This is a genomic window from Croceicoccus sp. Ery15 (genome assembly GCF_020985305.1).
In the GTDB taxonomy this organism is placed as follows: domain Bacteria; phylum Pseudomonadota; class Alphaproteobacteria; order Sphingomonadales; family Sphingomonadaceae; genus Croceicoccus.
Genome location: NZ_CP087588.1, coordinates 3204335 through 3216459, shown reverse-complemented (window position 1 = coordinate 3216459; position 12125 = coordinate 3204335). Strand labels below are relative to the sequence as shown.

At 62.1% G+C, this 12125-nt stretch carries 14 protein-coding genes and 1 tRNA gene; 9 read left to right on the top strand and 6 right to left on the bottom strand.

Features of this window, described 5'->3' with window-relative positions:
- Nucleotides 1-173: 173 nt before the first annotated feature.
- The gene (locus LOZ77_RS15730; RefSeq protein WP_230279915.1) at nucleotides 174-806 is read left to right on the top strand and encodes a polysaccharide biosynthesis/export family protein; all 633 of its coding nucleotides are present in this window, start codon (nucleotides 174-176) and stop codon (nucleotides 804-806) included.
- A gap of 181 nt (nucleotides 807-987) precedes the next feature.
- Nucleotides 988-1665 (top strand): response regulator transcription factor, encoded by a 678-nt coding sequence (locus LOZ77_RS15725; RefSeq protein ID WP_230279914.1) that lies wholly within the window; start codon nucleotides 988-990, stop codon nucleotides 1663-1665.
- 88 nt (nucleotides 1666-1753) lie between these two features.
- Here the strand turns inward: LOZ77_RS15725 and LOZ77_RS15720 are convergent, their stop codons facing one another.
- Complete coding sequence (locus LOZ77_RS15720) at nucleotides 1754-2989, bottom strand: cell wall hydrolase (protein WP_230279913.1); 1236 nt, start codon at nucleotides 2987-2989, stop codon at nucleotides 1754-1756.
- A 164-nt stretch (nucleotides 2990-3153) separates the two neighbouring features.
- Between LOZ77_RS15720 and LOZ77_RS15715 the strand changes: the two genes are divergently transcribed.
- From LOZ77_RS15715 to dapE, 5 genes are all read left to right on the top strand, one after another.
- Nucleotides 3154-3618, top strand: coding sequence for a zinc-ribbon domain-containing protein (locus tag LOZ77_RS15715; protein ID WP_230279912.1), 465 nt, complete (start codon nucleotides 3154-3156; stop codon nucleotides 3616-3618).
- A gap of 116 nt (nucleotides 3619-3734) precedes the next feature.
- Nucleotides 3735-4370: a DUF4136 domain-containing protein gene (locus tag LOZ77_RS15710; protein ID WP_230279911.1), complete on the top strand. Its 636-nt coding sequence runs from the start codon at nucleotides 3735-3737 to the stop codon at nucleotides 4368-4370.
- A gap of 21 nt (nucleotides 4371-4391) precedes the next feature.
- Nucleotides 4392-5525 carry a M14-type cytosolic carboxypeptidase gene (locus tag LOZ77_RS15705; protein ID WP_230279910.1) on the top strand — a complete coding sequence of 378 codons (1134 nt, stop codon included), beginning with the start codon at nucleotides 4392-4394 and terminating at the stop codon, nucleotides 5523-5525.
- Nucleotides 5526-5570: 45 nt separating this feature from the next.
- Complete coding sequence (locus LOZ77_RS17870) at nucleotides 5571-5702, top strand: hypothetical protein (RefSeq protein ID WP_255671141.1); 132 nt, start codon at nucleotides 5571-5573, stop codon at nucleotides 5700-5702.
- Between the two features lie 67 nt (nucleotides 5703-5769).
- Nucleotides 5770-6909, top strand: coding sequence for a succinyl-diaminopimelate desuccinylase (gene dapE, locus LOZ77_RS15700; RefSeq protein WP_230279909.1), 1140 nt, complete (start codon nucleotides 5770-5772; stop codon nucleotides 6907-6909).
- Here the strand turns inward: dapE and LOZ77_RS15695 are convergent.
- A complete protein-coding gene (locus LOZ77_RS15695) occupies nucleotides 6906-7256 on the bottom strand; it encodes a YigZ family protein (RefSeq protein ID WP_230279908.1) in 351 nt (116 codons plus the stop codon). The two genes, dapE and LOZ77_RS15695, sit on opposite strands and share 4 nt — an antisense overlap.
- Before the next feature lie 153 nt (nucleotides 7257-7409).
- Between LOZ77_RS15695 and LOZ77_RS15690 the strand changes: the two genes are divergently transcribed.
- Nucleotides 7410-8648 (top strand): dicarboxylate/amino acid:cation symporter, encoded by a 1239-nt coding sequence (locus tag LOZ77_RS15690; RefSeq protein ID WP_230279907.1) that lies wholly within the window; start codon nucleotides 7410-7412, stop codon nucleotides 8646-8648.
- Between the two features lie 22 nt (nucleotides 8649-8670).
- Nucleotides 8671-9027 carry a hypothetical protein gene (locus tag LOZ77_RS15685; RefSeq protein WP_230279906.1) on the top strand — a complete coding sequence of 119 codons (357 nt, stop codon included), beginning with the start codon at nucleotides 8671-8673 and terminating at the stop codon, nucleotides 9025-9027.
- A gap of 64 nt (nucleotides 9028-9091) precedes the next feature.
- Here the strand turns inward: LOZ77_RS15685 and LOZ77_RS15680 are convergent.
- The 4 genes from LOZ77_RS15680 to petA all read right to left on the bottom strand — a co-directional run bounded on the left by LOZ77_RS15680 (nucleotide 9092) and on the right by petA (nucleotide 12080).
- Nucleotides 9092-9165 (bottom strand) — tRNA-Gly (locus LOZ77_RS15680).
- Nucleotides 9166-9328: 163 nt separating this feature from the next.
- Nucleotides 9329-10183, bottom strand: coding sequence for a cytochrome c1 (locus tag LOZ77_RS15675; protein WP_230279905.1), 855 nt, complete (start codon nucleotides 10181-10183; stop codon nucleotides 9329-9331).
- Between the two features lie 31 nt (nucleotides 10184-10214).
- Complete coding sequence (locus LOZ77_RS15670; protein ID WP_230279904.1) at nucleotides 10215-11489, bottom strand: cytochrome b/b6; 1275 nt, start codon at nucleotides 11487-11489, stop codon at nucleotides 10215-10217.
- 12 nt (nucleotides 11490-11501) lie between these two features.
- Nucleotides 11502-12080 carry a ubiquinol-cytochrome c reductase iron-sulfur subunit gene (gene petA, locus LOZ77_RS15665; protein ID WP_230279903.1) on the bottom strand — a complete coding sequence of 193 codons (579 nt, stop codon included), beginning with the start codon at nucleotides 12078-12080 and terminating at the stop codon, nucleotides 11502-11504.
- Nucleotides 12081-12125: the final 45 nt, after the last annotated feature.

Here is a 12125-nt window from a genome sequence, read left to right as displayed (position 1 = left end):
TTCGGGCAAACGCGCATAGGAACTACCCCTGCCTATCCGGTGGAGCGATCCGCCAAGGCAAAAGGGGTTGTCTCCGATTGGTAATGGTTGAAATAACTCGACAACCCTAATGTTCGTGCATGCGGCTCCTATGACGGGGATTCGCAACCATCTGTTTCGACGGGAGAATAGAGATGACCTTGCCTGCCGATCTTCGCCGCACCGCTGCGGTTTCGGGCCGCCGGTTTCTGCGCGCGGCGCTTGTATCGGGCGCGATCGCCATCACTGGCCTCGGCCTTTCCGGCTGCGCCAGCACCGGTTATCCTACGGCCAGCGTGTCGGAAGCGAATAAGTCCGTCAGCTCGGGCTATGCCGTCGCAGCGGGCGACAATCTCAAGATCACCGTTTTTGACGAACCCTCGCTGACGAACGAATTTCAGGTCGACAGTGCAGGCAATCTGGCGATGCCGCTGATCGAAAAGGTTGCCGTAACGGGCAAAACCCCGAACGAGGTCGCCGCGCTGATCGGCGCCGAACTGAAGTCGGGCGGCTATGTGCTCGACCCCAAGGTATCGGTCGAAGTGCTGGCCTATCGCCCCGTCTATGTTCTTGGCGAGGTTTCGCAGCCCGGTGAATATCCCTATTCGCCGGACCTCACTTTCTTTCAGGCGATCGCCAAGGCTGGTGGTTTTACGCCGCGCGCGAACAAAACAATGGTTGTTCTGCAGCGAGCCGCATGGTCGTCGCCCCGCACGATTAAGCTTACTGACGAGCCACTTATGATCGCTCCGGGCGACACTGTGATGATCGAGGAATCGTTCCTTTGATTGTCCCAGATCGGGACATTAAAAATCCGTAAACTTTTGAAATTGCGTTTTTCGACGGATTCCCTTTTTTTGCGACTGCGAACGGATGATTCGACCTCTCCTGGGGGGGATCGGGGTCTGAAACGATCATCCGCTCGCGACGTTAACGCCGTTCACTCGGCTCGCATGTGGGGGTTTCTAAATGTCCGATCTCGTATCTCTTGTTTGCCGCAATCCGCTTCAGCGTGAAGGGCTTGCACGTATTCTGTCCGCTTCCGAATTCGAAGTGCTGTCCTCGGCCGCCGATGTGCGCGATATCGACTGGGCGGCCACCGATGCCGATGCGCTGGCGGTTGTCGATACCGATGTCACCACCGACGCGGTGGGCGCGGTCCAGTCAATTCTGGCCCAGAACCCCACGCTGAAATGCGTGCTTCTGGTCGATATGCTTGATATGCGCGTCATGCTGGATGCTTTCCGCGCCGGTGCCCATGCCTATCTGGTCAAGGACATGGACTATGTCCCGCTAGTCACCACGCTCAAGCTGGCTGCGCAGGGGCAGAAGATCGTCCCGCCGAACATCATCGACGCTCTGGAAGGGCAGGCGATCAGCTTTTCCGATCCCGCTGGTGCCGAAAAAGCGCTGGATTCGGCCAATCTTTCGCAGCGCGAAACGGATGTTCTGTGCTGCCTGATGGCTGGCCATTCGAACAAGGTGATCGCCCGTTCGCTGGATGTCAGCGAAGCGACTGTAAAGGTTCACGTCAAGGCGATCCTGCGCAAGCTGAAAGTCGGCAATCGCACGCAGGCGGCGATCTGGGCCACGAACAAAAGCGTAGGCGCTCATTCGCCGATGGGTGCACAGCTGCTGGCGATGTAAGCCGCAGCGAATTACGCCATTGAAAGGCGGTGCGGTTCGGGGGGACCGCGCCGCCTTTTTGTTGGCTCGCAGTTGATAAGCCTGTTATCTAATTGGCGGCTAGGCGACTGCGATCACGCATCAGATGTCTCAGCGCCGCGTCGTCCTCGGGCAGGCACTGGTCCGCCGAAGGGCGCGTGACGGTCCGGCAGTCCCACAATGCGCGGTCAAGGCCGGAATTGCCGTCTCGCGTATAAAGAAACGCGGGTCGCCCCTCTGCCGCGCGGCCAGCGGGATAGCCGACGACCTGGCAATCCGCCCTGCCGCCACAGCTGTCGAGCGCGGTCATTGCCCAGCGGCCCGACGGCTGTTTCATGTCCAGACCCAGCACGATGCGCCGTCCGGCGGTCTGCCCTGCCTGCGACGGGGGCAATGAACCGACCATTTCGGCAAAGCTCTGCGGTTCGGGTCCGGTGGGCGCTTCGGCATCGTCCATGGCGCGATGGTTCGACAGCCACGCCAGCTTGGCGATTTGCGGCTCCTCGCGCTTGCCTTGGTCACGGAAGACCCGGCGACTTCCGAAGCCGCCCGGCCAGCGATAGAAGATATGCGGTCCGACCTGCGCGATTTTCTGCAGGTTCGGGCTCCAATAGGGGACTACATAGTCCGCGTGATAATGCGTGGCGGTGCCGACCGATTTGTCGACCGATCCTGCCAGAGCCTCGCTCGCCACCTTTTGCGCGGCGCGCCACTGCACCTCGCTGGGGCGGCGGCGCAGCGCGCCATCGCAGGTAAAGGTGAACTGGCAGCCGGTCTTGCGTTCCGCCCCTTCGAACACGACTTCGCAAACGGTTTTCGGATAGGCCGGATGGCGCACACGGTTCAACACGACCTGTGCCACAGCGCGCTGGCCTTCGCGGTCGACCCCCGCTTCGTAAAAAGCGGCGGCGGCAAGGCAGTCGGTCGCACGCACGCGGTCGTCCGCACCAGCGGCGAAGCGGAATGCGCCGGGGATTTCGGGCTTGCCGTCGAAGGGCCGCGTCGCGTTCAGCTCCGCCGCGCTCTCCTCGTCGATTTCCATGATTTTGAGGGCGCTTGTCTCGTCCGCCGCGACCTCTATCGCAGGGGTCGGAACGGTGACGGGCGCTGCTTTGGCCGCTGGAACGCCCGGTTTGGCACCATTTGTGCCACCATCGGGCCAATATGCGACCATCGCCACGCCCGCCAGCAACACAGGCAGGCCGATGCCGAACGCACGCGCGCTGCGCAAGAGCGGTCCTGCGGGTTCCGCTGTGGCAGGCACGTCGTCCGCCATCGCGGGACTCGGCTGGATATGTTCTTCCATATTGCCGATTTTGCCCCAGCCCCGTCTTCTCCGAAAGGTCGAAAGCGGACTACCTATGCGGAATGAGTAGCATTAATGCTCTGGTTTAAACTCACAGCAAAAGGCGGTAAAGATCGGGCAGGTCGCTTGAAAGCCAATGCTATTGAAAGCAAACGGTTCTCATCATGCGCGTGACCTGTAGCCAATGTGACAAAGCCTTTAGCATCCCTTCCGATCTGGTCGGGGGCGATGGCCGTGCCATGCGCTGCGGCGAATGCGGATCGCGCTGGTGGCAGGACGGCGACGGTTCGACCATGGTGGCAGAGGCATCCAGCCGTACGCTGGTCGTGACGTCCGACGGCCGCTATCGCGAGGAGCATCACCGCTTTACCTCGTTCTTCGACGGGATTTCGAACCGCTTTTCCGCCCAGCCCGACGATGCGGCCGGATACGATACGGGCCGGTTCCAGCGGCTTAAACATTCGCGCGCGCAGCGCCGCCACCGCGAGGCGAACGCCATTGTGGAGGCGGAATACAAGGAAATCCGCGATTTCGGCCATATCCGCGACTGGTGCCGCATGTGGCTGCCGCGCATGGCAGTGATTGCCCTGTTCCTTGCGGTGCCGCTGATCCTGTTCCTTGCGCCCTGACCGACCGCTTCGAACGGTATCGCTGTCCCTAATGGCTTGAACTGACGCCGCTTTGGGGCCAGTTTCCACTGACTGACGGCTCGCAACGCGCGGGCTTTGCAAGAGGCGGACAGCCGATGACGACAAATTTCACGCGATCCACCCTGATACCCGCCGTGCTGGCCAGCGCCATGCTGGGCGGCTGCGCACCCTCGCTTCAACCGATACAGGTTACGCGTTTTCACGCACCCGAAATCGCCAATGCAGGCCAATATGGCAGCATCTCCGTCGTGTCGGCACCATCTGGCGCCGGAGAGATTGGGGGTGAGAGCGGGGCCACGCTCGCCGTCGCGCCCTATCACGACGCCGTTCTGGCCGAACTGGTACGCATCGGCTTTACGCCCGCCGCATCGGGCAGCAGCACCCGCGTGGCAGAGGTGAAGCTGACCCGCAGCACATGGCAACCGGGCCGCGATGGCAGCCCCGTCAGCGTGGGCGTCGGCGGATCGACGGGTAGCTATGGATCGGGCGTAGGCGTCGGCCTTGGCATCGATCTGTCGGGCCCGCCGCCCGAACAGGTCGGCACCCATATGTCGGTGGTGATCCGCGACCGCGCCAGCGGCCAGTCCGTCTGGGAAGGGCGCGCCGAACAGGTCGTCGCGGCCAAGCAGGAGCTGGCCCAGCCCGCAGCCTCGGCACAGGCGTTGGCCAAGGCGCTGTTCGTGGACTTTCCGGGCGAGAACGGCGAAAGCTATAGCGTCAAGCAGAAGTAGCCTTCCGTTCAAGGATATCCCGTGCAGCCCATCGCCATCCACGCCGCCTTCGACAGCGGCAATATCGAAACACGCCGGATCTCGGGCGCTCAGGCATGGCTGGAACTGCGCCCCGATCCCGGCAATGCCTTCAAGCAATGGTTCCATTTCGGCATCAGCGGCGCACACGGACGCGAGCTGGTTCTAAAGATCGGCGATCTCAACAACTCGGCCTATCCCGCCGGTTGGCCGGGATATCACGCTGCAGTGACAGAGGACCGGCTGCACTGGAACCGCGCGACCAGCAGTTTCGACGCGAACGAGGATGGCGGCACGCTGACCATCCGTTACACGCCATCGGGCGATCTGGCGTGGTTCGCCTATTTCGCGCCTTTTTCGCTCGAACGGCACATGGAATTGGTTGCGCGCAGCGCGGCGGCCAAGGGGGTCGGCCATCGCGTGCTGGGCCACTCGCTCGACGGGCGGCCGATCGATTGCCTCGAACTGGGGGAAGGCGAAAAGCACGTCTGGCTATTCGCGCGGCAGCATCCGGGCGAAAGCATGGCCGAATGGTGGATGGAAGGTGCGCTCGCCAAGCTGACCGACCACAGCGATCCGGTCGCGCGTGCACTGCGCAAGGCGGTGCGGTTCCACATCGTGCCCAATTGCAACCCCGACGGTTCTTTCAGGGGCCATTTGCGCACCAATGCGGTTGGGACCAACCTCAACCGCGAATGGGACAATCCGACGCCAGAACAATCGCCCGAGGTATTGGCGATCCGCAATGCAATGGATGAAACGGGCGTCCATTTCGCCATCGACGTGCATGGCGACGAAGCCATTCCCCACGTGTTCCTTGCGGGATTTGAGGGGATGGCGGGGCTGCAACCGCATCAGCAGGCAGGGTTCGACCGTTACAGCGCCCTGCTCGACGCGCAGACGCCCGATTTCCAGACGCGGCACGGCTATCCCATCACGCCGGCCGGACGGGGAAATCCGGCGATGGCGACCAACCAGCTTGCAGCGCGCTATGGCTGTGTCTCGATGACGCTGGAAATGCCGTTCAAGGATCACGACGATCTGCCCGATCCGGTACAGGGGTGGAGCGCGGAGCGATCGTCCCAGCTGGGTCGCAGTTGCCTCGACGCGCTCTATCGCTGGCTGAAAGAGAGTTAAGCCCTGTTTACCTTTTGGTAGGGTTTGCGGGCGCATCATCGCCCCATGGCTCAACGAATCGCCCGCGCCGCTACCCAAATCCAGACCGCCCACGTGGCCACGGGCATTGCGCGCTTTGCGATCGTGGCCGGCAGCGCCGCCGCGCTGATCCTTGCCGGGCCGTTCCTCCCTTTCTGATCCGCGTGCCGCAGTCTTCACCGCGGCCCCTTCCCCACTGTGACGCCTTGGGCTAGGCGGTGCGGCGATGACCGATAGCGCCACACTCTCGCCGCTGGACCTTGCCAGCCGTCTGATCGCCTGCCCCAGCGTGACCCCCGCCACCGGCGCGGTGTTCGACGCGCTGGAAGCGATGTTGCACCCGCTGGGCTTCACCGTCTGGCGCAGCATGGATGGCGAAGCGCCCGACGGGCCGGTCGAAAACCTGCTGGCGCTGCGCAGTGGCCCTGAAAACAGCCGCCATTTCGCCTTTGCCGGCCATCTTGACGTGGTGCCCACCGGCCATGGCTGGAACAGCGATCCGTTCACGCCCGAAGTGCGCGGCGACATGCTGTTCGGGCGCGGCGCGGTCGACATGAAAAGCCAGATCGCGGCGATGGTCGCGGCGGCAGCGAATATCCCGCAAGAGGCGGGGACGATCAGCTTTATCATCACCGGTGACGAGGAAGGCCCCGCCCGTTTCGGCACGCTGGCCCTGATGGAACACATGGACGCGCGCGGGATAAGGCCCGATCTGTGCCTTGTCGGCGAACCGACCAGCGTGAACCGGCTGGGCGACATGATGAAGATCGGGCGGCGCGGCAGCGTGAATATCTGGCTGGAAGTGCACGGGAACGAAGGGCATGTCGCTTATCCGCATCTGGCCGCCAATCCGATCCCGCGCCTTGTCGCCATGCTGGCCGAGCTGGACGCGCTGGTACTGGACGAGGGGACCGAATGGTTCCAGCCATCGAACCTGGAGATTACAGATCTTGAGGTCGGCAATCCGGCGACCAATGTGATCCCCGCCGTCGCCAAAGCGCGGCTCTCGATCCGGTTCAACGACCGGCACACGGGCAACGAGCTGGCGACCCGCGTGATGGCGATTGCCGAACGCCACGGCGGCGTGGCCCGTCCCGTCATCAGCGGCGAGCCGTTCCTGACCGCGCCGGGCGATTTCAGCACGCTGCTGGCCGATGCGATCCGCGCCGAGACGGGGGTGGAGCCCGAAATGTCGACCAGCGGCGGCACATCGGATGCCCGCTTCCTGAAAAACCTGTGCCCCGTCATCGAATTCGGCCCGTGCAATGCCACCATGCACAAGCGTGACGAGGCGATCGCCATTCCCGATCTTGAGGCGCTGGTCCGGATTTACGAGCGCGCGGCGCTGGCGGCCCTCTCGCTTTAGCTCAAGCCTTCGAGATAGATCCGCACCGCATCCTGCACGTGGCGGAACCGGTCGCCGCCCAGATGCTTGCCGCCATACCAGCGGGTGACGACGATCAGATGGTCGCGCAGTCCCTCGCGCTCGAGCATGCGCAGGATCACCATGCCCGCCCCTGCCTCGCCGTCGTCATTCTTGACCGGGCCGTCGGCGCAGATCAGGCCCCAGCTGTTATGCGTGGCCTTGGCGAAACGCTTGTTGCGCTTCAGCTGCGCCAGCAAGTCCCCCGCCTCTGCCGCCGACGCGCAGGGCGCACCCGAAACCGCATATTTCGATCCGCGGTCCGAAATGATCTTGTCGATAATCCGCATGGAAGCCGCCTTTAGGCGGGGATCACGCGCCGCGCAAACCGTCTGCCCCCCTTGCGGGCACGGCGGCACACGGGCACAAGTTTCCCCTGAAACAGTCTTACGCTGAAACGGTCATACGCAGAAACTGGCCATCAAAGGGATCACACCGCGCCTATGCTTTCCACCTGGTTCCGAATTCCGCTGTGGCAGCGGGTTATCGCCGCGCTGGTTCTGGGCGTGATCACGGGGCTGGTGTGGGGTCCGAGGGCGGAAAGCATCAAGATCGTGGGCGACGTCTTCATCGCATCGATCAAGATGCTGGTCGTGCCGCTGATCTTTTTCAGCCTGGTATCGGGCGTGGCCGCCATCGGCGACTTGCGCAAGCTGGGTGCCGTGGGCGGGCGGGCGATGATGCTGTTCGTAGTGACCGGCCAGATCGCGGTGTGGCTGGGCCTGACGATGGGCACGCTGCTGAAACCGGGCGAAGGGTTGGACCAGTCGCGCATCGAAATGGGCACCGTGCCCGAGGCGGCGACGCAAAGCTGGCGCGAAATGGTGTTGTCGATCGTGCCGCAAAGCCCCGTGCAGGTGATGGCCGACGTCAATGTGCTGCCGCTGATCGTCTTTGCCCTGCTGATCGGCATCGGCATTCTGATGGCGGGCGAAGAAGGCCATCCGTTGCCGAAAATCTTCGATGCGGGGTCGGTGGTGATGCAAAAAATCACCATGATCGTGATGGAGCTGACCCCGTTTGGCGTATTCGCGCTGATGGCGTGGGTCGCGGGCAGTTTCGGCACCGATGCGCTGCTCTCGCTCGCCAAGCTGGTGGGGCTGAATTACCTTGGCTGCCTGCTGATCATTTTCGGCATCTATTCGGCGATGATCAAATTTCTGGCGCGGCTGCCGGTACGGGATTTCTTTCGCGGCATCGTCGATGCCATGGCCGTGTCCTACTCTACCGCCAGTTCCAATGCGACGCTTCCAGTCACGCTACGCTGTGCAGAGCGGAACCTTGGCGTTTCCAATTCGGTCGCCAGCTTCGTGATCGCGCTTGGCGCGACGATCAATATGAACGGCACGGCAATGTATCTGGGGCTGGCGACATTGTTCGGCGCGCAGATTTTCGGCGTGGACCTTTCATGGGCGGATTATTTCATGATCTCGATCACCGCGACGCTGGGCGCTGTGGGCGCGGCGGGAATTCCCGGGGCGGGGCTGATCATGATGACGCTGGTGTTCTCCAGCGTGGGCGTGCCGCTTGAAACCATCGCCTTTGTCGCGGGTGTCGATCGGATCATGGACATGATGCGCACCACGACGAATGTGTCGGGCGATGCCGCGGTGGCGACCACCGTGGCGGTCATGACGGGTGAGATCGACCGTGCCGAAATGATCAGCGCCGACGACGTTTAAGGGGCTGTCGAAAGGAGCATCAATGGAAGAACTGGCTTTGGTCGCAGTCGTGATGGCGGCACCCGTATTCCTTTTGGCGGAGTTGCGCCGGATGTTGTCCAGCTATTTCCTCAATCGCTCGATCCAAAAGGCCTTGGAATTCGCGCCAGAACAGCTTCCCCTGCTAACCGACAGGATCGATCAGCAGAAGCCACCTGCCGTTTCCGCCGTCGGTTTAGGCGCGACAGTGATCGGCGGTGCCTATTCGGCAAGTCTGCCATTTGCAGACGCAGCCATCGACCCTACCAACCTGGGTTTGGGGTTGGGCGTGACCTTGTTCGGCATTGCGCTTTCCGCTGCCCGCTGGATCGGGGCGCGGAAAGACAAATCGCACGACTGAACGCTTGTTCCCGCGGCGGGCGGGGTGACACCAGGCGACCGCACAAAGTCCTCATGGAGTGAGCTGGAGCGGGTAAGGGGAATCGAACCCCTCTAGCTAGCTTGGAAGGCTAGAGCATTACCACTATGCTATACCCGCCCGCTCGGTGCCTGATCGGCGCCGCGGTGCTTGCCATTATGCAGGGGGCTTCGTCAATCGCCGATCACAGCAAATTCGGCGTTTAAGACGAAATTCGCAAGAATAGAAAAAGGGCCGCGCGGTATGAACCGGCGGCCCTTTTCTTGTGCCCTAGCGCGAAGCCTTAGTGCTTCACGTTCCGCCACACGTTGCGATAGGCAAGGAAGCCCAGCACGGTGGCAAAGATCAGGAACAGCACCACGGGGAAGCCCGTCTGGTGGCGCTTTTGCAGCGTCGGTTCTGCCGTCCAGACCAGGAACGCTGCCACGTCCTTCGACATCTGGTCGACACTCGCCTCGGTCCCGTCGGCATAGGTCACCTGACCATCGGTGGTCAGTGGCGGCGCCATGGCGAGGTTGAGGTTCGGGAAATAGGGGTTGAAATGCAGCCCGGTCGGGGTCGAGAAGTCGGGGAATTCTTCCTTCAGAACCTTGCCGTCATGTTCATAGCTGTTTGCATCGGCATAGCCGGTCAGCAGCGAGTAAACATAATTGCCGCCATCATGACGCGCCTTGGCGATCAGCGAAAGATCGGGCGGGATCGCATTGTTGTTGGCAGCAGCAGCAGCCACCGCGTTCGGATAGGGCGAGGGGAATGCATCGGTCGGCAGCGCCGGACGCATGTTTGCCTCACCCGTATTGGGATCGATACCCGGAACCTGCCATGCCGCGGCCTCGGCCTTCACCTCGGCTTCGGAATAGCCCAGCTCTGCCAGATTGCGGAAGGCAACGTGGCGCAGCGAGTGACAGGCCGAGCACACTTCCTTGTAAACCTGATAGCCGCGCTGCACCTGCTGCACGTCGAACGTGCCGGTCCAGCCCGCGCTTTGGAGATGCGCGTCGCGGGTGTGCAGGTGGAACTCGTGCTCTGCCGTCGGTTCGTGCGGTTCGGTCGCGGCCGTATAGGCGCCCACGATGAAGCTGTAAGCCAATACCACGACAAAGCCGAGGCCGACGAAAATTGAAATAAGGCGTGCCATCTTTACGCGTCTTTCTCTTGTCTCGTCAGTCTCAGGCCGAAGCCGCGGTCTGGTCTTTGCCCAGAACTGCTTCGGTAATCGAACCGGGCAGCGGCTTGGGCGTCTCGAACGAAGAGACCAGCGGCAGGATGATGAGGAAGTGGGCGAAGTAATACAGCGCCGCGATCTGGCTCAGCATCACATAGGGTTCTTCCGCAGGCGCACCGCCGCAATAGAACAGCACTGCCATTGCGGGGATCAGGCCGAACCAGAAGAACTTCTTGAACAGCGGGCGATACAGGCCCGAACGCACCGGCGAACGGTCCAGCCACGGCAGGAAGAACCAGACGAGGATGGCGGCGAACATCGCGATCACGCCCATCAGCTTGGCCGGAATGAACAGGAAGTCCTGGGTAAAGGCGCGCAGGATCGCGTAGAACGGCCAGAAATACCATTCGGGCACGATATGCGCAGGCGTCGAAAGCGGGTTGGCCGGAATATAGTTATCCGGATGGCCCAGCGAGTTCGGCATGAAGAACACGAACAGCGTATAGAGCACCAGGAACACGCCCAGCCCGAAACCGTCCTTCGCCGTGTAATACGGGTGGAACGGCACCGTGTCCGACTCCGACTTGATCTCGACACCCGTGGGGTTCGACGAACCCGGAATATGCAGGGCCCAGATGTGCAGGATCACGACGCCCGCAATCACGAAGGGCAGCAGGAAGTGCAGCGAGAAGAAGCGGTTCAATGCGGCATTGTCGGGCGCAAATCCGCCCAGCAGCCAGATCTGCAGCGGTTCGCCCACCACGGGGATCGCACCGAACAGGCCGGTAATCACCTTGGCGCCCCAAAAGCTCATCTGACCCCATGGAAGCACATAGCCCATGAAAGCGGTCGCCATCATCAGCAGGAAGATGACCACGCCCAGCAGCCAGATCATCTCGCGAGGAGCCTTGTAGCTGCTGAAGAAGAAGCCGCGGAAGATGTGGATATAGACCACGACGAAGAAGAAGCTGGCGCCGTTGGCGTGCGCATAGCGCATCAGCCAGCCCCAGTTGACGTCGCGCATGATGTGTTCGGTCGAATCGAATGCGACCAGAGCGTTCGGCGCGTAATGCATCGCAAGGATGACGCCGGTCACGATCTGCAGAACGAGGCAGAAACCGGCCAGAACGCCGAAGTTCCAGAAATAGTTGAGGTTGCGCGGCACCGGATAGCCCGCGCCGATCGCGTTATAGACGAGGCGGGGGAGCGGCATGCGCTCGTCGACCCACTTCATCACGGGGTTCTTCGGCTCGTAATGCTTTGCCCAGGGGAAGCTCATCGTACTCTATCCTCAGCCCAGAACCACGGTGGTATCGGAAGTGAATGCGTATTCGGGCACTTCCAGATTGAGCGGCGCGGGTCCTTTGCGGATGCGGCCTGCGGTATCATAGTGCGAACCATGACAGGGGCAGAAATAGCCGCCAAATTCGCCCTTGTTCTCACCTTCGGCAGCGCCCAGCGGCACACAGCCCAGATGGGTGCAAACGCCCATGGTGATCAGCCAGTTGGTCTTGCCCTCGGCCGTGCGGTCTTCCAGCGATTCCGGATCGCGCAGCGACGACACCGAAACGGCATCTGCTTCGGCGATTTCCTTGGCGGTCAGGTTACGCACGAATACCGGCTGCTTGCGGAAAACAGCCTTGATCGCCTGCCCCGGCTGAATCGCGGACAAATCGATCTCGGTCGTGGATTCGGCCAGAACGTCCTTGGACGGGGCCATCTGGCTGATCAGCGGATACAGCACCGCAAGACCGCCCACGCCCGCAGCGCTGACGGCCGCAATCTCGATAAAGTCGCGGCGGCGAACTGTGGTCTCGCCTTCGCTGGTACCCTCGACGGTCCCTGTGGTGTCGATGGTCGCGTCTGCCATGCCAAATCCCTGAACTGACTGCGCGGAACACAGGATGCGCCCCGC